Source organism: Flavobacterium sp. (assembly GCF_040383245.1).
Taxonomy (GTDB): domain Bacteria; phylum Bacteroidota; class Bacteroidia; order Flavobacteriales; family Flavobacteriaceae; genus Flavobacterium.
Window position 1 is genome coordinate 1 of the sequence record NZ_JBEIDX010000011.1, and the last position, 22,404, is coordinate 22,404.

A 22,404-nucleotide genomic window follows, 5' to 3' on the forward strand; every position below is an offset into this window, starting at 1 on the left:
AATAATGGAAATTATATCGTTGAAAGTATTAACGGAAACCCAGCAATTGATGCTCATTGGGGAGCTGAAAAATCTCATGATTTTTTTCAAGATATCTTTGGTAGAAATAGTTTTGATGGGAATGGTGGTTTATTAAAGCAGTATTTAAATGTGCCCAAATCCATTTCCAGTACAATGCCTAATAACGCTTTTGCAGATCCATCAGCAACAAATAATATTTTAGGTTACGGCTTAGGTGATGGATTGTCGATAAATCCATTTGTCGGACTTGATTGTGTAGGGCATGAATTTTCACATTTAGTAGTTGCTTATAGACAAAACCTTAATACAACTCTTTTTCATTTGGGCAACGGTCTGAAGTATCAAGGTGAGTCTGGGGCATTAAATGAATCGTTTGCAGATATCTTTGGCACAGCTATTGAATTTCATACGAAACCAAGCACTGCAAATTGGACATTATTTGAAGATTTTTGTTTACCCTCTGGGGCACCTGATAGTTTTTCAAGGTCAATGTCAAATCCCAATTCAAAGGGACAACCAGATACTGTTAATGGTACTTATTGGACAAGCACTGCAGGCGTCCACACTTTGAGCGGTGTTCAAAATTATTGGTTTTATTTGCTTGCTCAAAACACTACTACACCAACAATAACTGATACTAATGATTTAGGCGATCAATATTCAGTTACCTCTATTGGAATTGATAAAGCACGACGAATAGCATATAAAAACTTAACCACATATATGCCGAGTAACACATCAACTTATATGGATTCGTATTATGGTTCGTTACTTGCTGCACAGGAACTTTATGGCAATCCGTCACCAGAATATAGCGCAGTTAGGAATGCTTGGTATGCAGTTGGTTTAGGGAATAATCCAAATTTTTCATGTAGTGGAACAACAAATTTAACAGCTAGTTCAGGAACTTTTACGGACGGTAGTAATAATGCTAATTATGGAAATAATTCAACTTGCAAGTGGGTGATTGCTCCCGCTGGCGCGACACAAATATCATTAAATTTTACAACATTTAATACAGAAGCTTCTTGGGACTTAGTTAGAGTTTATAATGGCCCGGATGATACATTTCCTTTATTAGATACATATTCTGGAAACGCGTTACCTTCCTCAATTTCGACAACTGCAGGAGTGGGTGCAATGTGTATAAAGTTTACTTCAGACACTTCAAATACTTTCAGTGGTTGGTCTGCTAATTATACTTCAATAATTACTACTCCAACGTGTAGTGGGTTAACAATGCTTACAACTCCGACAGGAACTTTTAGCGATGGTTCAGGTTCTAATAATTATACAAATAACCAACAATGTTTATGGTATATAGCACCACCCTGCGCGACAAGTGTAACTTTAAACTTTTCTTCATTCAATACAGAATTAGATTATGATCGTGTTTTAATTTACAATAGTTTAACGGCTACGACGACACCTGTAACATATTCAGGAACTTCTCTACCTGCATCTGTAACTTCTACAACTGGTGTCATGTTAGTTGTTTTTATTTCTGATTTTTCAACTATTTCACAAGGATTTACAGCTAATTACACATCAACAGGTTCATCATTTTGCTCGGGAACAACAAATTTAAATACAGCTGATTATGGTACAATTTCTGATGGTAGTGGTAGTAATAATTATTGTAATAATAGCAATTGTTCTTGGTTAATTCAACCACCAAATGCAACAAGTGTAACATTAAATTTTACATCATTTGATTTAGAACAACCATCAACAGATGGAAACTCTATTTATGATGTAGTTGAGGTTTATGATGGTACATCTGCAAATGCAACTTTGCTTGACAAATTCACTGGTAGCAATATACCACAATTAGTTACATCAACAGGCGGTAGTATGTTTATTAAATTTACTTCTGACATATCAGACACTTTTCAAGGTTGGACTGCAAATTACACATCAACTCAAAATTCTTATTGTAATTCTTCAACTACCACATTAACTTCTACAAGTGGAGCATTTACTGATGGTAGTGGTTTAGATAAATATGCCAATAATAGTGAATGTACTTGGTTAATTCAACCTACAAATGCAAATAACATTACGTTATCCTTTTCTTCATTTGATACAGAATTAGGCTTTGATGGCGTTATTGTTTATGATGGAACAAATAGTTCTGCTTCAGTTTTAGATGAATTCACTGGCACAACTTTACCTCCATCACTTACATCAAGTGGCGGTAGCATGTTTGTAGCTTTTATTTCAGACGAATCTTTTAGAAGTAATGGCTGGAACGCAAGTTATACAAGTACAATATTATCATCCGAAACTTTTGACTCTAATAATTCAATAAAATTATATCCAAATCCTACAACTTCAAAAGTCTTTTTTGATAACACAAATTCAAATTTTAACGAAGTAGTTATCTACAATTACTTAGGTCAAGAAGTAGGTAAGTCTAAATTTTCAGAATTTGCAAACAAACAAGAAATTGATTTAAGCATTTTTGCTTCGGGAGTTTACGTATTAAAATTTAGTAATCAGGAAAGTAATCAATCGGTTAAAATCATTAGAGAATAATAAAAAAACAATCGATGGGTTATTTAGAGCAGTAAGGTCATTTTAAAATATATATTCTATATAGTATTATTAAGGTATTAGGGTATTTTATTTCTATATCCTTTTTTGAATGTCTTACAAAGGATAATCTGGTTTGTTTGAGTTTTTATTTTGGTGGTTTAGTTGATATGTTGTCTTATTATTCTTGGTTTTCTAAATTGTATGATTTGTAGGGTGAAGGGTGAAGGGGTTTTCCTTCGGCAAGCTCAGGATGTGGAATAACTAATTTTCAAATAGTTGGCTTTACTTTGTAAAGTGGTTGATGTGTATTATCTAATTGTTGAAAATATTTTTTTGGGTTGTTTTATGAATGCTGTGCCGTTCCAATTGAATTGGTATATGACACTTTGTCCAGATAGTTGAAATCCAGAAGTGAGATAAACGAAAAGCGTATGTTGATTTTCTTCTAGGAAATAAATACTTCTAGAAAACGATTCGGTTTTTCTTGTATGATATTCTTTAATGATTGGTTTTTTTGGATTTCTTTTGTCAACTATAAATTCCCATTCAAAACATCCAATTTCTGTAATAGTTTCAATAGATTCTTCATAATATTGAAAAAGCCACGATGTCATGGCTTTAGTTAAAAAGTGGGGTAGTGCGGTTAGTCCTTTAAAAAAGCTTCAGATTTATCTGAAGCTTTTTGTTTTTAACAAGTTAAAAAGGAATTATTTTTTTATTTCTTGCTAAATCAAACTAACTAATTATTTTGTTACATTTTTAAAAACTTGATTGAGTTATTATCATTTACCTTTATAAAATAAACTCCTTTTGATAATTGTTCAACATTAATGGAATTATTATTTTTATTCAGTAACCCTTTATTAATTATTTTACCTTCAATATTAATTATTTGATAAGTATTAATTTCTAAATTATTTTCTAATTTTAGGTTTAATACATTGGTCACTGGATTAGGAAATAAAGACACTAAATTATTATTGGATGTTTCTTCTAACCCAAGAAAGCTGGAAAGTTTAACAATCCAGATATCACTACCTCCTTGATTTCCAGAAGCATCACCATCATTTGAAGTTGTATTACCAGCTATAATATAACCTCCATCTGTAGTTTGCTGTATAGTTTTACTATTATCATTATTTGTTCCTCCTAAACATTTCTTCCATTCAATTCCGCCTATATTAGTTAGTTTAACTACCCAAACATCATCTGCCCCATGCCAACCAGAAACATCACCATCAAAAGAGGAAGTATCGCCACACAGAATATAACCACCATCTGTAGTTTGTTGTATTGATGCTGCAAAATCAGACTGAACTCCTCCTAGACATTTCTGCCATTCAATTCCACCTAAATTAGTTAGTTTAGCTACCCATATATCAGAACCTCCGTGATTTCCAGAAACATCACCGTTACTTGAACTAGAACTACCCATTAGGATATAGCCACCATCTATAGTTTGCTTTATTGAACTCCCATAATCATTGCCAACTCCTCCTAAGCATTTCTGCCAAAGAATACCTGTATTATTTAGTTTAACCACCCAAATATCATATCCACCGTGATTTCCAGAAACATCACCATTATTTGATTCTGTGGAGCCAGTTAGAATATAATTACCATCTGTAGTTACCTGTATTGATCCACCGTAACTATTCCCCAAAAGTCCTCCTTTGCTATAAGACCATTGAATAGTAAAATTAAAATTTAATTTACATACATAGACAAGAGATCTAAATACACCATTGTTACTTATCTTCATTATTCCTGTTAATATATAACCTCCATCAGTTGTTTGTTTTATTGATCCCCCAAAATCATCCAAACTACCTCCTAAACATTTTTTATATTCAATTGTACCTAGGCTATTTAGTTTAACTACCCAGATGTCAGATCCACCTTGATTTCCTGAAACATCACCGTTATTTGATTTAGTACTACCTACTATGATGTAGCCACCATCTGTAGTTTGCTGTATTGAAGCTGCTGAATCATCAACACTTCCTCCTAAACATTTCTGCCATGAAAAGGTACCTAGGCTATTTAGTTTAACTACCCAAATATCAGATCCACCTTGATTTCCCGAAATATCACCGTTAGTAGAACTAGTACTGCCCACAAGGATATAGCCACCATCTGCTGTTTGCTGGATTGCCCCTACATAATCATACTGAAATCCTCCTAAGCATTTTTGCCAAGTTATTGTAGGTTGAGCATTTGAGTACAAACTCACTACCATTAATAAACCAAATAATAATTTTTTCATAATTTCTATTTTTTTTTCAAATTTCCATTTTCAAATAATTATAATTGATACATAATTGATACATTTGAAAAATGATAGACTATTTAAAAGAGCTTACTGTTAAAAATGCGGGTTTTGATATTGTTGATCGAGGTGATTGCCAATTGCTATCGGAACTTATAATTGAAAGAACAGATGAATCAGTTAACTATAATACCCTGAGGCGATTGTTTGGTTTAGCAAGTTATGTAAAACCAAGTAAAAGAACACTTGATACTCTTGCAAGATTTAATGGTTATAATAATTACATTCATTATTTAAAAATTAATCCTTATGAAGCGTATTGGAGTGATAAAGAAAAGCTGTACAATATTATTAATGAAGATTCTGAAGAGATTATTGAATTTATTAATAAGTCCGACTTTAAATATGAACATGCTCTAGATTTTATGATTTCGTTGTGCAGAGAATTAATTTATCTAAATAAAATAGATGAATTAGATCAAGTATTTAGGACCAAGTTTTTCAATAATCGTGATTTTAGTTACTCGGAAATAATCCATTTTGGAAATTCTGTTGGAATATTATTTAGAACAAAACAAGATTTAAATAAAAAACTGCTATCAAATGCTAATTTTTTAAAATTTGTTTATTGTATTCATGTAGATTATTCCTATTTAAATGGTTATTACGGAACATGGAGTGCTTATGTAAGTGAAAATACAACTGACATTCAAATCAAAAGTTTTTCTAAAGCAATACTTCAACTAATTAACTTTTTGAATGGAAAGACAGTTTCCTATTCTGGCTTTGAATTATTGGATACAAAAGAGTTTCATCCAATACTAAAAGGTAGGCTATTGTCTGTAAAGATACTTTCGGGAGATTATAACCTTACTGAAGTTTACAGGTATTTTGATAGTCTTAGAATTAACAGAAAAAGTAACTTATTTGATTATTTTTATGAGCTAATGATAATAGCTATTATTTCTAGAAATTTTTCATTAATGGAATTTATAAAAAATTTTCTATCAAATGAAAAATTTAATATTAAATACTATTATCAAGAACATCATCTGGAATTATATGAATTAATGTGCTTGTTTTATTCCTATTTTAGGCAGGATGAATTAAAAAATAATATTCTAGATTCAGAATTTAAATATAGTTATAAAGAAGTTATTCAGCTATTAAAAGTAGTCATCAATTTTCATACAGATAAAATAAACGGTGAAAAATATTTGAAGAAATTTGAAGAAATTTCAAAAAAACTCGGATACCCATTATTCACCAAAGATTATCTAATAAATTATTTTACATGATAAGTAAATCTTAAGTACCTTATATTTTTATCTACTGAAAAAAATTAATAAATAGAAATAATTAAAGTAATGACTTTGTTTAGTTTAACTTAGCTATTGACATCTTTACTTTAAATATAGGATATATGTAACTTATTTAACTAAAAGTGTAACTAGTTAAATGTAAATTTCATCAACTTTGTTTAGTAGTCTTATTAAGCTACTTACTAAAGAAAAACTACAATAAGGATGAAAAATAATCTCGAAAATTCAGAATTAGAAAAAAGTAAAATTCATATTGTCGTTGAGATTATTGAATACATGGCTAACGCTATTGTTAGTAAAACCATAATTAAAAAAACAACGGGCAATGTTACAGTTTCTTCATTTGATGCTGGTGAAGAACTTGATGAGAAAATTTCTCCATTTGACACCTACATTCAGATTATTGATGGTGTTGCTGAATTAACAATTAACAATAAAAAATATAAATTGAATTTAGGGGAAGGCATAATAATTCCTGCGCATTCAAAACATCATTTTAATGCAAATGTTCAGTTTAAAATGGTAGCTACTGTTATAAAAAGTGGATATGAAGAGTGAATTCTAACTACATGAATTAATTCATGTCTAAGCCATACTATATGATACTTTATATAAAATATATGGTTAGCCTTCGATGCAAGATGGTGGTTAAAGAGGAGTTGAAAAACCTAGGACTCCATTATGTTGTGGTAGATTTAGGTATGATTGAGATATTAGAAGACCTATCTTTGAGCCAATTCAATGAATTAAAATTGAATTTAGCTACTTCGGGGTTAGAACTTCTAGATGATAAAAGGGCAATCTTAATTGAAAAGATAAAAAGTGTAATCGTAGAAATGGTCCATTATACTGAAGAAGTGCCCAAAACAAATTATTCCAATTACATAAGTGAAAAGCTTCATCTTGATTATAATTATTTATCGAGTATTTTTTCAGAAGTTAAAGGAATTACAATTCAACAATTTATTATCATTCATAAAATAGAGCGTGTAAAAGAATTGTTGCTTTATGATGAATTGAATTTAACCGAAATATCTCAAATACTAGATTATAGCAGTGTAGCTCATTTGTCAAATCAATTCAAAAAAATTACAGGTTTAACTCCTTCTTATTTTAAAAAAATGAAATTGAAAAGAACTCAAAATTTAGAAAATATAAATTGAGCCTATAATGATATAAAAACCCCACCAATTGGTGGGGTTTTTTGTTTTTTCTAATCAAGTTTAGAATGTCCCGTAACCGTAATGATTTTCAAATAAATCTTCAAGTTTAAAACTTATATAAAAGGTGTGACACCCATTGTTGTTGGTGCTAAATTTATTTAATGAATTATCATAAGCATAACCTACAGCAATATTATTTTCGAATCGGTAGCCAAAAAATCCTCCTAAACTTGCTCCAGGCTGCATATTTATACTTCCTAATATTTTGTTTTCAAAATCTAAATTCACAGCAAATAAATTACTTACAGGTGCTCCCGAGGTAACACGCGTTAAGATATTTGGAGTTACAAATACTTCATCTCCTAATTCAAATTTATATCCTGCAGTCAGGAAATAATTTGGTTTAGCACTAGCTACCGAATTTTTAAATTCATTATAAAAATTAGTTTCTAACAAGTTTGGAACCGATAATCCAAAGTAACCGTTTTCATTAGATAAATACATTCCAGCACCAATAATTGGTGAGTATTGGGAAACTGAACCACGAATTAATCCGAACTCTTCTGGATTTTCAATGCTAAGTAAATCGTAGTTAATAATAAAATTATCTATCCCTGCCTTTAATCCGAATGTTAAATTAATTTCGTCGTTTATATAAACATGATAAGCAAAGTTTCCAACAAATTGGTTGTCTTGAACGGGTCCTATTTTATCACTGGTAATATTAATACCGGCACCAACTTCTCTTCTAAAAACATTAGAATGTGCAGAGAGAAAAAGGGTGGTTGGAGCTCCTTCAAATCCTACCCATTGGGAACTATAAAGTCCATTTACGCTCAGTCCGTTAAATACTCCCGCATAAGCTGGATTGTATTGTAGGGGATTATAACTAAATAAAGATAGTTTTGGTTCTGATTGGCTAAAAGCCGAAACCGTTAGTAATAAACTAAATGCAATTATATATTTTTTCATCTTTAAATCTTAATTATTATTACTGATATACAAATAGGACTTTGTTACCTCGTATTTATTTCGGTAAGGATTAAAATATTTTAATACATAATAATAAGTACCTGTTGGTAAATTATCATTTATTCGATATATCCCACCATAATTAGCTCGACCTTTAAATGTATTTGTAGTATTGTTATAATTATCTGTTCTCCATACTACTTGTCCGTATCTGTTATAGATTTCAATTTCGTTGGCTGGAAAGCTTTCAATATTTATTATATTCAAATTGTCATTTAAATTATTCCCATCTAAAGTCAGTAAATTATTTGCTTTTACCTCACAATCAAATGTGGTTATTGTTATCGTTTGTCTATCCAAACTTTCACAACCCGAAGTAGAATTATAGGTAGCTGCATAAAGCACTTGACTGTTAACTAATAAATAATCACTTGATAGCGGTGTGCCACCTGCTGGAGTATCATACCATATAACTATAGCGCCATTTGTATTTATGTCTCCAATAGTCTTTTCATCGGCTTCACAAAAAGTCAAATCATCAACTATTGTAGGTGCGTTTTCATTAATAATAAACACCGTTACTGCCAATCGGGTTAAACTTTGACAGCCAGTTATAATGTCAAATTGTTCAGCATAGTAAATAGTATTTGGAATTAATGGAGTATTTGGCGCTAAAGCAGTTGAACTGGTTGCAGAGCTATACCAATTTATAGAATTTTGATTTAATACTAAATTCTGAATTGTTGGATAGATGTTGGCACAAAAATATTGTGATGAATTACCTGTTGGTTCAAGTGGAGCAGCATTTATTATTACATCAATAGCAGTTCTAAGACTTTCGCATCCTGAAACTGTTTGCGATACATAATAGGTTGTATTTCCTGCAATTGTGGTTATTGGAGTTGGGGCTAAAACAGCTCCTGTTCCTCCAGTTGCAGCAGTATACCAAAGCAGGTTTGTACCAGTAGCTGTAAGTGGCAATGCTACACTATTTTGACAATAGGTTACTGGAGTTGTAACTGTTGGTTCTGATGGAGCTGCACTAATTATTACTTCAATTGCCGCTCGTGGACCTTCACAACCCGAAATAGATTGAGATACATAATAGGTGGTTGTCCCTGCAGTTGCGGTATCAGGTGTTGGTGCTGTTATAGATCCTGTACCTAAGTTTGGATCGGTATACCAAAGTAAATTTGGTCCTAATGCATTTAAGGGACTAGTAGTACTATACTGACAGAAAGTTACTGGAGTTAAAACCGGCGGAGCTATAGGTGTTGCAATTACTCTTACAATAATAGTTGCTCTTGATCCTTCGCATCCAGCTACAGTTTGTGAAACATAGTAATTAGTAATTCCAGCAGTTGTCGTGTCAGGGGTAGGTGCTGTTGCAGAACCAGTTCCGCCAGTTGCCGTAGTATACCAAAGCAGGTTTGTACCTGTAGCTGTTAATGGTGTTGCAATACTATTTTGACAATAATTAACTTGATTAGTTACTGCAGGTGGAAATGGCACAGCAGTAATTGTAACTTCTATTGCAGCTCTAGGACTTTCGCATCCTGAAATTGTTTGAGATACAAAATAATTTCGAACTCCAGGAAAAGTAGTAACCGGAGTTGGAACAACAGTAGATCCAGAACCTCCAATTGAAGCAGTATACCAAAGTAAATCAGTACCAGTTGCCGCTAAAGGAACTGCATTACTGTATTGACAATAGGTTAATGGTGAGGTTACAACTGGTGTTGGCGGAGTTGGAGTAATACTTACTTCAATAGTTTCTCTAGGACTCTCACAACCAAAAACCGTTTGTGACACATAATAAAAGGCAGATCCTGCAGCTGAAGTACTTGGTGTTGGCGCTGTTGCCGAACCAATTCCCGCATTTGGAGCAGTGTACCAAAGTAAATTAGTACCCGTTGCCGCTAACGGAATTGCAGAGCTATTTTGACAATAAACAAGTGGTGTAGTAACTAATGGTGGTGCTGGCGATGGAGTCACATAAATTACAATAGCTTCTCTTGTGCTTTCACAACCTGCTACAGATTGTGATACATACCAAGTAGTTGAACCAGGTGTTGTAGTATCAGGTGTTGGTGCAGTTGAAGTACCTGTTCCACCAGTTGCATCAGTATACCACAATAAGTTGGCCCCAGTTGCAGTTAATGGAGCTGCCACACTATTTTGACAATAAGTAACCGGAGTTATTACCGTAGGTGCTGGTGTGGTATTTACTGTAATTTCAATCTCTTTTCTACAAGTCACTCCGTTTACCGTTACATCACACCAGTAGGTTGTGGTTGCTGTTGGAGTAGGGTTGATTGTAGCCGTAGTTTCCCCTGTTGACCATAAGTAGGTAGTTTGGTTGTTATTGTAAAGTTGGTTAATTTCCGCTGAAGAAAGCGCACGGTTGTAGATAGCTACATCATCAATGATTCCATTTACCCAATAGTCATTTTCTATTGACTTGCCAATCAATAAATTACCTTGAGTAGTTGGGATGTTAATGTTAGTGTTAAATTCTGCATCTAAAATTGAATTAACATATATTTTGATAGAATTATTATCGTAGGTTCCTACAACATGATAATAATTATTTAAATTAATTATAGTATTTCCCCAAAGAGTTGTGAAGGTTCCATTTATATAAGTTCCATATTTGAATCTTTCACTATTTAGATTAATAGTTCCAGGATTATCATCATCCTGATAACATATCGTTAATGGTCCGGTGTTTGAATTTAGTCCTATTGAAATTAATGCATTACCCTGACTCGATCCGCCATAGAATGAACTTGGTTTAACCCAGCAACTAAATGTATTATTTGAAAGATTAGAAAGTGATGAGCTATTTGGAACTGTTATATAATTACTTACACCATCAAAACTATACGCGTTATTCGCATTTCCAAAACGGTCGGTAGTTAAAGTTGCCCCATTAACGGTTCCGTTATTGTTATTTCCTGAAGTATCATTTGCGTTTCCGCAGAAAGGCCAATAACCTACTAAGCCGTTTTGTAAATTGGTTGGTAAGTTGCAGGTTAATGGGTTTACAGTTGAACTTGCAGCCGATAAAGTCACTGCAGTTCCGCTACAAATGGTTGTTGCCGAAGCGGTAATTTGTGGATCGTTTAAGCTTACAGTTACGGCAAGCCTGTCGGTGCTTTCACAACCGGATACGGTTTGTGAAGCATAAGCTATTTGACCGTTGGTTAAGGTTGCGGTACTTGCTAATAAGTTACCGCCAGTTGCTGCGTCATACCATTGAATTGCTGTTCCTGAAGCAACTAAATCGGCTACTGTTGGCACCGGAGTCGCACAGAAAGTTTGTGTTGCCGCTCCTGTTGGTGCTGGCGTAGTGCTGTTTACAGTAATTGTAACTGATTTTCTACAAGTAACCCCGTTTACCGTTACATCACACCAGTAAGTTGTGGTTGCCGTTGGAGTAGGGTTAATTGTAGCCGTAGTTTCCCCTGTTGACCATAGGTAAGTGGTTTGATTGTTATTGTAAAGTTGAGTAATTTCCGCTGAAGAAAGTGCACGGTTGTATATGGTGATATCATCAAGTATTCCCGAAAAATAAGCAGACATATTATGGTTGTTAACACCAAAATAATTGTTCTGCCCAATTGTATTAAAAGATATTAATGAACTACTAAATTCATATCCATCCAAATATGTTTTTAAATTTCCTTGCCCATCATAAACAGCTCCAATATTATGCCATTGTCCATTATTCATGTTAGTAGTTGCTGAATAGAAATCACATGGATTAAATCCCATAACTCCAATGTTTCCATTGGAATTATTCATGTTAGCAAATAAATTGAATGTGTTACATGTTGAAGGATTTCCAGTAGAAATTGCACACAAGTAACCACTTGTTGAATCATATTTTACCCAAACAAAAATTGATCTCGCTTGATTTCCACTTCCTGCTATGTTAGGTACCGATATATAATCATTCACCCCATCAAAACTATACGCACTATCTGCATTCCCAAAACGGTCGGTAGTTAAAGTTGCGCCATTAACGGTTCCGTTATTTCCATTTACTGAAGAGTCATTTGCGTTTCCGCAGAAAGGCCAATAACCTACTAAGCCGTTTTGTAAATTGGTTTGTAAGTTGCAGGTTAATGGGTTTACAGTTGAACTTGCAGCAGATAAATTCACAGCAGTTCCGTTACAAACAGTTGTTGCCGAAGCGGTAATTTGTGGATCGTTTAAGCTAACTGTTACCGCAGTTCTTGTGCTTTCACAACCGGATACGGTTTGTGAAGCATAATAAGTCGTGCCGTCTACCAAAGAAGTTGTACTTGCTAATAAGTTACCAGCAGTAGCAGCATCATACCATTGAACACCAGTTCCTGTAGCAACTAAATCGGCTACGGTTGGCGCCGGAGTCGCACAGAAAGTTTGTGTTGCCGCTCCTGTTGGTACTGGCGTAGTGCTGTTTACAGTAATTGTAACTGATTTTCTACAAGTCACTCCGTTTACGGTTACATCACACCAATAAGTTGTGGTTGCCGTTGGAGTTGGGTTAATTGTAGCGGTTGTTTCACCTGTTGACCATAGGTAAGATGGCGCAGAAGTATATAATTGGTTTATTTCTGATACAGAAAGAGTGCGGTTCCAAAAACCGATATCATCAATTTTTCCATTGAAAAAATATTGCAGTAAGTTGAATTCTAACTGAGCTCCAAATGTGAGAGGTTTGTTATCAAATTGAATTAAATTTGTAGTTGTATTATTTGCAACTAATAATCCATCTATAAATAGTTTTTGAGAGTTTGTATTTTCATTATAGAGATAAACAATATGATGCCATTGTTGTTCGCTAATAGTGTTTGGTGATTGAATTAAAGTGCCATAATACCCTAAGCCACCTATTTGTGCTGTTAGGTTCCAATTAGAATTATTGTTAATTACTAAATTAATTGATTCGTTATTTGATGTACCTATGTTTTTTGATAATATTTGTTTAAAACCATTATAGTCAAGGCCATTAACCCATGATGAAATTGTAAATACATTTTGATTAAGAGAGTTACTATCTTGGACAGAAATTACATTACTTAAGCCATCAAAACTATACGCACTAGCTGCATTCCCAAAGCGGTCTGTTGTAAGGGTAGCCCCATTCACCGTTCCGTTATTGTTGTTACCTGAAGCATCATTTGCGTTTCCGCAGAAAGGCCAATAACCTACTAAGCCGTTTTGTAAATTGGTTGGTAAGTTGCAGGTTAATGGGTTTACTGTTGAACTTGCAGCAGATAAATTTACCGCAGTTCCGCTACAAACGGTGGTTGCCGAAGCCGTAATTTGTGGGTCGTTTAAGCTTACCGTTACCGCAGTTCTTGTGTTGCTTTCACAACCAGATACCGTTTGTGAGGCATAAGCTATTTGGCTGTTAGTTAAAGTTGCGGTGCTTGCTAATAATGTTCCACCAGTTGCAGCGTCATACCATTGAATACCAGTTCCTGTAGCAACTAAATCGGCTACCGTTGGCGCCGGAGTAGCGCAGAAAGTTTGCGTTGCCGCCGCAACTGGCGCTGCAGGCGGAGTAGCGCAAGGGTTGTATAAATTAGCAATTTCTTGAGCAGTTAACGCACGATTCCAAATACCAATATCGTCTATTTTGCCGTCAAATACTTTTACATTTCCAGCTGCCCAATTTGCTTTTCCAATTAATAAATCGGCTGAGGTGTTTCCTAATGTTGCAGAAGAGGTGTTTTGTGCAGTTAATACTCCGTTTATGTAGATGGTTCCTTGTGTACCGTTCCATGTTTGTACTATATGGTACCAGGTGTTTGTTGCTATAGAATTAGTCGGTGTATTAAGAGAAAATGCAGGATTTGATGTGCCATTTTGTATTCTAAAATTATTTAAAGCCACTACATCTAAATTTGAATTAAATCCATTTTGGTCGGTTCCAAAATTAATTTGCTTACTTAAAATTAAACTCATTTGTGACCCAGACAAAGAAGCTGCATTAATCCAATAAGAAAAGGTAAATTGGTTTTGAAAATTAAAAGTTGCATTATTAGGTACTGTAATAAATGAACTTGTTCCATTAAAACTGTAGGCACTATTGGTCAAGCCATTTCTATCAGTTGATAATGTTGCACCACTTACAGTTCCACTATTGCCATTTGTACTAACATCATTTGCGTTTCCGTTAAAAGGATAATAGGCAACTAGTCCATTAGTTGGGACATAAGAAGGTACTTGTGCAACAAGTGTAAAAAAAGTTAAAAACAGTACTATTGAAAATATCTTTGTTTTCATAGGGTTGGGTTATAATTTAACAAGTAATAGCTACAAATATATAAATAAATGTTAACAAATATGTTTAGCAAACTCAATTTGCAAACCATAAGCACACCCATCCGCTAGTTTATAAAAACATATTAATCCGAGGAAATAATTTATTTTTAAAAGATTAGGAATTATTCTGTGCTATTAATTACATTTGCAGCCGTAAAATCATAACAGTTAAAATTGATTTTACATCAGTCTACAAAAGAGAGACGCTATGTTGCTCTTTTATTAATTAAAACTATATATGAAAAGAGTAATCGAGTACAGAAAATTATTAGAAGTTGATAAAAATGTAACTTTAAAAGAGTTAAAAACCATTTACAGAAATTGCATGAAGGACAACCATCCGGATAAATTTGTAAATGACGAGGCAGGAATGCTGGCAGCCGAAGAGCACAGTAAAAACATCATTAATGCCTACCATTTTTTAGTTAGTATTTCTAATGAAACAGTAGAGAAAAACCTTCCAGAATATCAAGAAACTATCAATAATTTCAATATTCTTGATTTTAATTATGAGAAACAAACATTGATCATTACTTATGTAAATGGAGTTTCCTATGAGTATATTGGTGTACCAAGAAATATTTATGTGAAATTTGTAAATGCCGATTCTACTAACCGTTTTGCAAAACGCCACATTTATGGTAACTACATTTATAGAAAATCGGGTGAAGGATCAGAAGATTAATATAAATATAAGATATAAAAAAAGCCTTAATTATTAATTAAGGCTTTTTTATTTTATACAAGTTTGGTAAATTATATTGCGTTTACAATCGCAACAAAATCATCCGCTTTCAGGGCAGCACCTCCAATTAAACCTCCGTCAACATCGGGTTTTCCAAAAATCTCTTGAGCATTATCAGGCTTAACACTTCCGCCATAAAGAATAGAAACATCTTCTGCTACATCACTACCGTAAGTATGTCTAACCGTTTCTCTAATAAAAGCGTGCATTTCTTGTGCTTGTTCTGGACTTGCAGTTTCTCCTGTTCCAATTGCCCAAACAGGCTCGTATGCAAGAATAATATCTTCCCAAGCTTCTTTTCCTAAATGAAACAATCCGTCGCGCAATTGGTTTTCAACCACATTAAAATGTTGGTTGTTTTGACGGTCTTTTAATTCTTCGCCAAAGCAAAAAATAACGGTCATATCGTGTTTTAAAGCAGCATCAACTTTGTTGGCAATGATCGCATCTGTCTCTTGAAAAATAGCACGACGCTCCGAGTGACCTAAGATTACCGTATTAACTCCAACACTTTTTAGCATGTCTGCAGATATTTCTCCGGTATACGCACCGCTTTCTGCTTGGTGTAAATTTTGAGCCGCAACGGTAATGTTGGTAAATTCTAAATGATCTACCGCCGAAGCCAAATTCACAAAAGTAGGAGCAACAACAATCTGAACTTCCTTGTCTAATGGTAATTTATCAATTAATTCATTTAACAAATCTTCTGTTTCTTCACAGTTTTTATTCATTTTCCAATTACCAGCAACAATCTTTGTTCTCATTATTTTAAAGTATTTAAAGTAGTATTTATTTTGTCAAAATCAGTTTCTGTGGCACGATAAATCACTATCGCTCCCTCTTTGTTAATCACCATATATCTCGGAATCCAATCTAAATCTATCGATTGTCCAAAAGTTCCTTTCATACCCTCTGGATCATTCAACCAATAATGATCTCCTTTCATTTGGTGTTTTTCTACTCCAGCTTTCCATTTTTCCATAGATTTATCTAACGAAATAAACGCATAAGAAACATCAGGATTTTTCGCTTGTAATTCATTTATTAATGGTGCCGCTTTTACACAGTCACCACACCATGAAGCCCAAACTTCAACTAATAAAGTCTTGCCTTTATAGGTCTCTAATAATTCTTTAAAAGTAATTTTTTTACCTTCAGAAGTAATTACAATACTTTCAAGTGTTGTTTTAGAAAATTCTTTTTTTTGTGCATTGCTGCAGGATATTGATGATATAGCAACAGCTAATAATAATAGAATCTTTTTCATTGGTTTATTTGTTATTAAATTAAAATTACAATTTTGGATTTGTTTTCTTCAAATCGTCATACGATTTATGAAGGTATTCATTAAATTCGGATGCATTAAATTTATTATCGGTTATTCCCCAATAATATTTTATTTCATTTCCATTCCAAAAATATTTTACGCCTGGAGTATCTTTTCCTTTTCCTAAAATATTCCAAAACGGAATGATTTCAATAATTTTATAGGGATACGAAGCGCCCGCTTCTTTGAAAAAATCTGGAATCAGATCAGCTTCTTCGTTCATGAAAATAATAGACAAAGGTGGCATTGAAGCATCTTTTTTGCGTAGTTCGGTTAATTCTTTGGCAGCCGTACGACAATGGTCGCAACCCGGAACAAAATAGCATAAGATTTTTCTACCTTTATCAATTCCTGCAAAAAATTGTGCATTCCCCGATTTTACTTTTTTCGGTTCCTTAGCAATTTCGGTTTCAATTTTAGCAATAGTGTCCTTTTTTACTGGTGTGCCCTTTTGTAAAGTATCTACTACTTGTGTAGCTTGAGGTATTGTGTCTTGTGGTGTTTCTGTTAATGCCGAAACAGTAAAATTACTTGCCGGGGGTTGAATTGGAGCCAACATATAAATCCATAAAATACTAGCAAACAATACCGTGGTTAAGATCCAGAAGTTTCCATTTCTTGAAACATTTGGCAGTAATTTGTATAAATAAACTAACAATCCAACGGCGACAATATTTTTAATTATTGCTTCAATTGGAGTCATTGGAAGCAATTCACCAAAGCAACCACAGTTACCCGAATTTCCTCCGCTTAGGAAAGTTACATAAGTTAAGTGTCCAATAAAAACCAACAATAATGCTGTAGTTACCGGAACAATAAATCTTTTCAGCCAGTTATTTTGCAGCAGCAATAAACCTAAGGCCATCTCTATTCCGATAAGGGTTCTAGAAAAATAAGGTGCAATTCCTTCCGAAAATCCTAGGGTGTATAATTGTTTTACTTCAAATGTAGAAATGGCAAAATAGGGTGAATCCAGTAGTTGCCCTTTTGATAGTTTGGCCAAAGCCGAAAGAATAAAAAGTGCCGAAACGATAATTCTAATTGACCAAGAAAGATAGTTTTTTTTAGCTTCCATAGTTGTTGATTTTGATTAGTAAAACAGTACTTATTTTAGTTTCCGAATTTCATTAATATCAGTGCAAACACCGAATAATTAATCATGTCTTGGTAATTCGCATCGATACCTTCTGAAACAATTGTTTTCCCTTGATTGTCTTCAATTTGCTTTACGCGAAGTAATTTTTGAAGGATTAAATCGGTTAACGAACTCACACGCATTTCACGCCAAGCCTCACCGTAATCGTGGTTTTTGTCTTCCATTAATTTTTTGGTAAGCGCAATCTTAGCTTCATACAATTCCACTGCTTTTGCAACGCCCAAATCAGGTTGATCGGCAACGCCCATCTCCAATTGAATCAACGCCATGATGCAATAATTAATGATTCCAATAAATTCTCCCGTTTCATCTTCATCTACTTTTCGCACTTCATTTTCTTGTAAACTTCTTATGCGTTGCGCTTTGATAAAAATTTGATCGGTTAAAGAGGGTAATCGTAATATACGCCATGCGCTGCCATAATCGGTCATTTTTTTCTCAAATAAATCTTGGCAAACGCTAATAACTTTATCGTATTCTTGTGAAGTATTCTTCATTAATGATATCTTTGTATATAATTTTCAAAAGTAAATAATATTGAATAAAGATGGAAGTATTAATTGTAAAGATTTTTTACTTCTGAATTTAATTTAATAGAACATCGAAATTAATGACAATAAACTGCAACGGAAAACTGATTGATTTGACTTCCCCAAAAGTTATGGGAATTCTAAATGTAACGCCGAATTCTTTTTATGATGGCGGAAAACACACAGAAGAAAAAGTCACCCTGAAGCAAGTTGAAAAAATGCTTTCCGAAGGTGCTACTTTTATTGATGTGGGCGGTTATTCGAGTAAGCCCAATGCCGAAGAAGTTTCTGAAGAGCAAGAGTTACAACGCATTCTTCCGGTGGTTCAAAATATCATTAAAGAGTTTCCAAATACCGTTATTTCAATTGATACTTTTCGAAGTAAAGTGGCTCAAGCGGCAGTTGAAAATGGCGCGGCAATAATTAATGATATTTCTGCAGGAAATTTAGATGCCAATATGATGAAAACCGTTGCTCAATTACAAGTGCCTTACATCATGATGCACATGAAAGGAACACCGCAAACCATGCAATCTTTGGCACTTTATGAAAATATAATTAAAGAAATGCTGTTTTATTTTTCTGAAAAAATTGCGCAAGCCAGAAGTTTCGGAATCAACGATTTGATTCTAGATCCTGGTTTTGGATTTGCAAAAACAGTAGAACAAAATTTTGAAGTGCTTAGTAAATTAGAGTTGTTTCAAATAACCGAATTGCCAATTTTAGCAGGACTTTCAAGAAAATCAATGATTTATAAAACATTAGATACAACGGCCGAATTTGCGCTAAACGGAACCACTTCATTAAATACCATTTCGTTACTTAAAGGCGCCAAAATTCTTCGCGTGCACGATGTAAAAGAAGCGGCAGAATGCGTTCAGTTATACACTCAATTACAGAAATAAAATGAAATACTTTTTGGGATTATTACTTGTTTTTGGAATGCTTTCCTGTGATGGAAATAAGGAAGTTCAGTTGCCAAAAGCCGATAAAACAATCGTTGCCGATGTGCAAGAACATTCGCCAATTTATATATTTTTCAAAGTAGAAGGTAAGGACACAATCGCTAAGGTAAATCGAAAAAATTCGATAAGTTCGACCAATTGGATTTTCAATATCGACAAGCGTTTGCCTTTGCATTTGGTTGTCCCCGAATTAATAAAATTACAAGCCAAAAAAGACGGAAGCATGCACAAAAATGAAGCTTCAAAAAATTACTTTTCTTATGCTAATGAAGTAAAAAAAACCATGGCATTTATGCCATTCACAATGGTGAAATTTTTGATGAAAAAACCAAAAACAGGAGCCGTTGTTTATTTTGCCAAAAACAACAAAATTTTAGTTGATGATGTTGCGGTTCAAAAAGATTCGTTAGAAAATTATTTAGATAAATTACCACTTGCTAAATACCACGACATCAATTTTTGTTTTGATAAAAACAGCACTTTTGATAGCTATATTAAAAATCAAATGATCATTAGAAGTATGGAAATTGAATTTGCAAAACCAGAAAACTTCATCTTTTAACTTTAAACTTTCAGCTCTACTGATGGTGATACGGTTCGTTCTTTAAAATCGTGAACCCACGGTACAACTGCTCAATTACAAACAAGCGCACCATTTGGTGTGAAAAAGTCATTTCTGAAAGCGAAACTTTTCCCTGCGCTTTTTTATACACTTCTTCGCTAAATCCATAAGGGCCGCCAATTACAAAAACCAGTGTTTTGATTCCGGCATTCATTTTCTTTTGCAAATATTCGGAAAAAGCCAAACTTGAAAAGGTGCTTCCGTTTTCATCCAATAAAATCAATTGATCGGTTGCTGAAATTTTTGACAAAATCAATTCACCTTCTTTTTCTTTTTGTTGGGCTTCCGATAAATTCTTCACATTTTTAATATCCGGAATGACTTCCAAATCAAATTTGATATAAAAAGACAACCTTTTGGTGTACTCGTCAATTAATGATTGAAGCGATTTATTGTCGGTTTTGCCAATAGCTAAAAGTCGGATGTTCATCGAAATTGTAAATTAAAGTACAAATCTACAAATACATTTCTATTTTATTTCAACATCCAACATCCAACTACAAAACAATTTTCTATTTTTGCAAGACACAACCGCAACGCTATGTACAAACTACTAATTCGCCCGTTACTTTTTTTATTTGATCCCGAAAAAGTTCATTATTTCACCTTTTCATTAATTCGAATTGTATCAAAAATCCCCGGATTTCCATCTCTTTTCAGAGGTTTGTATTTAGTGGAAGACAAGCGATTGGAAACCGAAGTTTTCGGATTAAAATTTAAAAATCCGGTGGGGCTAGCAGCAGGTTTTGATAAAGATGCCAAGCTGTATAACGAACTTTCTAATTTTGGTTTCGGGTTTATTGAAATCGGAACTTTAACTCCAGTTGGACAAGAAGGAAATCCAAAAAAGCGCTTGTTTCGATTGAAAGAAGATTCGGCGATTATTAACCGAATGGGATTCAATAACGGCGGTGTGAAAGAAGCAGTTGCGCGATTGAAAAATAACAAAGGCGTATTAATTGGTGGTAACATCGGGAAAAACAAAGTGACTCCAAATGAAGAAGCAGTAAACGACTACGAAATATGTTTTGAAATCTTGTTTCCGTATGTTGATTATTTTGTGGTAAATGTGAGTTCGCCAAACACACCAAATTTAAGAGAATTGCAAGAAAAAGAGCCGCTTAAAAAGTTATTACAAACATTAGAAAATAATAAATTACAAGCAAGCAATCACAAGCCAATCCTATTAAAAATTGCTCCCGATTTAACCGATTCCCAGCTCTTGGATATCATCGAAATTGTAAATGAAACTAAAATTGCGGGTGTTATCGCGACCAATACTACTTTGTCTAGAGAAGGATTGCAATCGGAAAATAAATCAGAAACCGGTGGTTTATCGGGTAAACCGTTAACAAATCGTTCAACCGAAGTGATTCGTTTTCTATCGGAAAAAAGCAATAAATCATTTCCAATTATTGGTGTGGGCGGAATACACTCTGCTCAAGATGCAATGGAAAAACTGCAAGCCGGAGCGAGTTTGGTTCAATTGTACACCGGTTTTATTTATGAAGGTCCAAAATTAGTTCGAGATATCAATAAAGAATTATTGAAAAATCTTTAAACTTTTCTACCTTTGACTTAATGAACAAAATCAAAATCATAGAGTGTCCGCGCGATGCCATGCAGGGTATCAAGCCCTTCATTCCCACCGAGCGCAAAGTAGACTACATTCAGTCGTTGCTTAGGGTAGGTTTTGATACGATCGATTTTGGAAGTTTTGTTTCGCCTAAGGCCATTCCGCAAATGCAAGATACGGCAGCGGTTTTAGCCCAATTGGATTTATCCCAAACCAACAGCAAATTATTAGCTATTATCGCCAATACTCAAGGCGCAGTTTTGGCTTCCGAGCATAAAGAAATTCAGTATTTGGGTTTTCCTTTTTCGATATCAGAGAACTTCCAAATGCGAAATACCCACAAAACAATTGCCGAAAGTATCGTAACACTCAACGAGATTTTAGAAATTGCCTACAAACACCAAAAAGAAGTGGTGACCTATATTTCTATGGGATTTGGGAATCCGTATGGTGACCCTTGGAATGTGGATATTGTAGGGGAGTGGACCGAAAAATTGGCTGATATGGGAGTAAAAATTGTATCGCTTTCAGATACTATTGGAAGTTCTACACCCGAGGTGATTGATTATTTGTTTTCCAATTTAATTCCGAAATACCCAACGATCGAGTTTGGTGCGCATTTGCACACCACTCCCGATAAATGGTTTGAAAAAATTGATGCTGCATACCAAGCCGGTTGCCGCCGTTATGATGGTGCCATCCAAGGTTTTGGTGGTTGCCCCATGGCCAAAGACGATTTAACGGGAAACATGCCTACCGAAAAAATGTTGTCTTATTTCACGCAACAAAAAGCCGATACCAATTCCAGTCCCATGAGTTTTGAAAGTGCTTATAATGTAGCTTCAAGATTATTTGGGGAGTTTCATTAGAAACCTAT

18 protein-coding genes are annotated in these 22,404 nt (G+C 34.0%); 9 read left to right on the plus strand and 9 right to left on the minus strand.

All coding sequences use genetic code 11. From position 1 onward, the window contains the following. The coding region (locus ABWO08_RS06155) for a CUB domain-containing protein (protein WP_353084348.1) at window positions 1-2,559 on the plus strand (2,559 nt) is incomplete at its 5' end. Between the two features lie 308 nt (window positions 2,560-2,867). Here the strand turns inward: ABWO08_RS06155 and ABWO08_RS06160 are convergent. Continuing rightward, window positions 2,868-3,173, minus strand: coding sequence for a hypothetical protein (locus ABWO08_RS06160; protein ID WP_353084349.1), 306 nt, complete (start codon window positions 3,171-3,173; stop codon window positions 2,868-2,870). Between the two features lie 137 nt (window positions 3,174-3,310). Beyond that, complete coding sequence (locus ABWO08_RS06165; protein ID WP_353084351.1) at window positions 3,311-4,825, minus strand: T9SS type A sorting domain-containing protein; 1,515 nt, start codon at window positions 4,823-4,825, stop codon at window positions 3,311-3,313. 71 nt (window positions 4,826-4,896) lie between these two features. On the opposite strand from ABWO08_RS06165, the gene ABWO08_RS06170 reads away from it, so the two are divergent. From ABWO08_RS06170 to ABWO08_RS06180, 3 genes are all read left to right on the plus strand, one after another. Then, complete coding sequence (locus tag ABWO08_RS06170) at window positions 4,897-6,126, plus strand: hypothetical protein (protein WP_353084354.1); 1,230 nt, start codon at window positions 4,897-4,899, stop codon at window positions 6,124-6,126. A 228-nt stretch (window positions 6,127-6,354) separates the two neighbouring features. Continuing rightward, window positions 6,355-6,708: a cupin domain-containing protein gene (locus ABWO08_RS06175; protein ID WP_353084356.1), complete on the plus strand. Its 354-nt coding sequence runs from the start codon at window positions 6,355-6,357 to the stop codon at window positions 6,706-6,708. A gap of 41 nt (window positions 6,709-6,749) precedes the next feature. Continuing rightward, window positions 6,750-7,313: a helix-turn-helix domain-containing protein gene (locus ABWO08_RS06180; RefSeq protein ID WP_353084358.1), complete on the plus strand. Its 564-nt coding sequence runs from the start codon at window positions 6,750-6,752 to the stop codon at window positions 7,311-7,313. A 60-nt stretch (window positions 7,314-7,373) separates the two neighbouring features. Here ABWO08_RS06180 and ABWO08_RS06185 read toward each other — a convergent pair whose 3' ends face one another. Together ABWO08_RS06185 and ABWO08_RS06190 are read right to left on the minus strand one after the other, a co-directional pair. Then, complete coding sequence (locus tag ABWO08_RS06185) at window positions 7,374-8,285, minus strand: PorP/SprF family type IX secretion system membrane protein (protein ID WP_353084360.1); 912 nt, start codon at window positions 8,283-8,285, stop codon at window positions 7,374-7,376. Window positions 8,286-8,294: 9 nt separating this feature from the next. Continuing rightward, window positions 8,295-14,567: a LamG-like jellyroll fold domain-containing protein gene (locus tag ABWO08_RS06190; RefSeq protein ID WP_353084361.1), complete on the minus strand. Its 6,273-nt coding sequence runs from the start codon at window positions 14,565-14,567 to the stop codon at window positions 8,295-8,297. Between the two features lie 277 nt (window positions 14,568-14,844). Here ABWO08_RS06190 and ABWO08_RS06195 point away from each other — a divergent pair, with 277 nt between their 5' ends. After that, a complete protein-coding gene (locus tag ABWO08_RS06195; protein WP_353084363.1) occupies window positions 14,845-15,291 on the plus strand; it encodes a KTSC domain-containing protein in 447 nt (148 codons plus the stop codon). A gap of 71 nt (window positions 15,292-15,362) precedes the next feature. On the opposite strand, the gene tpiA is transcribed toward ABWO08_RS06195, so the two are convergent. The 4 genes from tpiA to ABWO08_RS06215 are packed head-to-tail and all read right to left on the minus strand — an operon-like array spanning window position 15,363 to window position 18,331. Beyond that, entirely contained in the window at window positions 15,363-16,115 is a 753-nt protein-coding gene (gene tpiA / locus ABWO08_RS06200; protein WP_353084364.1) for a triose-phosphate isomerase, read from the minus strand. Then, on the minus strand, window positions 16,115-16,618 hold the full coding sequence (locus ABWO08_RS06205) for a TlpA family protein disulfide reductase (RefSeq protein WP_353084366.1): 504 nt from the start codon (window positions 16,616-16,618) through the stop codon (window positions 16,115-16,117). Before ABWO08_RS06205 ends, tpiA begins: the two co-directional genes overlap by 1 nt. A 25-nt stretch (window positions 16,619-16,643) precedes the next feature. After that, complete coding sequence (locus ABWO08_RS06210; protein WP_353084368.1) at window positions 16,644-17,753, minus strand: MauE/DoxX family redox-associated membrane protein; 1,110 nt, start codon at window positions 17,751-17,753, stop codon at window positions 16,644-16,646. A gap of 35 nt (window positions 17,754-17,788) precedes the next feature. Beyond that, on the minus strand, window positions 17,789-18,331 hold the full coding sequence (locus ABWO08_RS06215; protein ID WP_353084369.1) for a DUF1599 domain-containing protein: 543 nt from the start codon (window positions 18,329-18,331) through the stop codon (window positions 17,789-17,791). Between the two features lie 113 nt (window positions 18,332-18,444). Between ABWO08_RS06215 and folP the strand changes: the two genes are divergently transcribed. Together folP and ABWO08_RS06225 are read left to right on the plus strand one after the other, a co-directional pair. Then, complete coding sequence (folP, locus tag ABWO08_RS06220; protein WP_353084371.1) at window positions 18,445-19,269, plus strand: dihydropteroate synthase; 825 nt, start codon at window positions 18,445-18,447, stop codon at window positions 19,267-19,269. A gap of 1 nt (window position 19,270) precedes the next feature. Beyond that, window positions 19,271-19,891 (plus strand): hypothetical protein, encoded by a 621-nt coding sequence (locus ABWO08_RS06225; RefSeq protein WP_353084373.1) that lies wholly within the window; start codon window positions 19,271-19,273, stop codon window positions 19,889-19,891. 16 nt (window positions 19,892-19,907) lie between these two features. Here the strand turns inward: ABWO08_RS06225 and rlmH are convergent, their stop codons facing one another. Beyond that, entirely contained in the window at window positions 19,908-20,381 is a 474-nt protein-coding gene (gene rlmH / locus ABWO08_RS06230; protein ID WP_353084374.1) for a 23S rRNA (pseudouridine(1915)-N(3))-methyltransferase RlmH, read from the minus strand. Between the two features lie 111 nt (window positions 20,382-20,492). Between rlmH and ABWO08_RS06235 the strand changes: the two genes are divergently transcribed. Then, window positions 20,493-21,512 (plus strand): quinone-dependent dihydroorotate dehydrogenase, encoded by a 1,020-nt coding sequence (locus ABWO08_RS06235; RefSeq protein ID WP_353084375.1) that lies wholly within the window; start codon window positions 20,493-20,495, stop codon window positions 21,510-21,512. A gap of 20 nt (window positions 21,513-21,532) precedes the next feature. Then, on the plus strand, window positions 21,533-22,396 hold the full coding sequence (locus ABWO08_RS06240) for a hydroxymethylglutaryl-CoA lyase (protein WP_353084377.1): 864 nt from the start codon (window positions 21,533-21,535) through the stop codon (window positions 22,394-22,396). The last annotated feature ends 8 nt before the right edge of the window (window positions 22,397-22,404 follow it).

What these genes read in the sequence shown, in the direction of transcription:
- ABWO08_RS06160 (WP_353084349.1), bottom strand. Translation starts at nt 3,173, where the DNA reads ATGACATCGTGGCTTTTTCAATATTATGAAGAATCTATTGAAACTATT.
- ABWO08_RS06165 (WP_353084351.1), bottom strand. Translation starts at nt 4,825, where the DNA reads ATGAAAAAATTATTATTTGGTTTATTAATGGTAGTGAGTTTGTACTCA.
- ABWO08_RS06170 (WP_353084354.1), top strand. Translation starts at nt 4,897, where the DNA reads ATGATAGACTATTTAAAAGAGCTTACTGTTAAAAATGCGGGTTTTGAT.
- ABWO08_RS06175 (WP_353084356.1), top strand. Translation starts at nt 6,355, where the DNA reads ATGAAAAATAATCTCGAAAATTCAGAATTAGAAAAAAGTAAAATTCAT.
- ABWO08_RS06180 (WP_353084358.1), top strand. Translation starts at nt 6,750, where the DNA reads ATGATACTTTATATAAAATATATGGTTAGCCTTCGATGCAAGATGGTG.
- ABWO08_RS06185 (WP_353084360.1), bottom strand. Translation starts at nt 8,285, where the DNA reads ATGAAAAAATATATAATTGCATTTAGTTTATTACTAACGGTTTCGGCT.
- ABWO08_RS06190 (WP_353084361.1), bottom strand. Translation starts at nt 14,567, where the DNA reads ATGAAAACAAAGATATTTTCAATAGTACTGTTTTTAACTTTTTTTACA.
- ABWO08_RS06195 (WP_353084363.1), top strand. Translation starts at nt 14,845, where the DNA reads ATGAAAAGAGTAATCGAGTACAGAAAATTATTAGAAGTTGATAAAAAT.
- tpiA (WP_353084364.1), bottom strand. Translation starts at nt 16,115, where the DNA reads ATGAGAACAAAGATTGTTGCTGGTAATTGGAAAATGAATAAAAACTGT.
- ABWO08_RS06205 (WP_353084366.1), bottom strand. Translation starts at nt 16,618, where the DNA reads ATGAAAAAGATTCTATTATTATTAGCTGTTGCTATATCATCAATATCC.
- ABWO08_RS06210 (WP_353084368.1), bottom strand. Translation starts at nt 17,753, where the DNA reads ATGGAAGCTAAAAAAAACTATCTTTCTTGGTCAATTAGAATTATCGTT.
- ABWO08_RS06215 (WP_353084369.1), bottom strand. Translation starts at nt 18,331, where the DNA reads ATGAAGAATACTTCACAAGAATACGATAAAGTTATTAGCGTTTGCCAA.
- folP (WP_353084371.1), top strand. Translation starts at nt 18,445, where the DNA reads ATGACAATAAACTGCAACGGAAAACTGATTGATTTGACTTCCCCAAAA.
- ABWO08_RS06225 (WP_353084373.1), top strand. Translation starts at nt 19,271, where the DNA reads ATGAAATACTTTTTGGGATTATTACTTGTTTTTGGAATGCTTTCCTGT.
- rlmH (WP_353084374.1), bottom strand. Translation starts at nt 20,381, where the DNA reads ATGAACATCCGACTTTTAGCTATTGGCAAAACCGACAATAAATCGCTT.
- ABWO08_RS06235 (WP_353084375.1), top strand. Translation starts at nt 20,493, where the DNA reads ATGTACAAACTACTAATTCGCCCGTTACTTTTTTTATTTGATCCCGAA.
- ABWO08_RS06240 (WP_353084377.1), top strand. Translation starts at nt 21,533, where the DNA reads ATGAACAAAATCAAAATCATAGAGTGTCCGCGCGATGCCATGCAGGGT.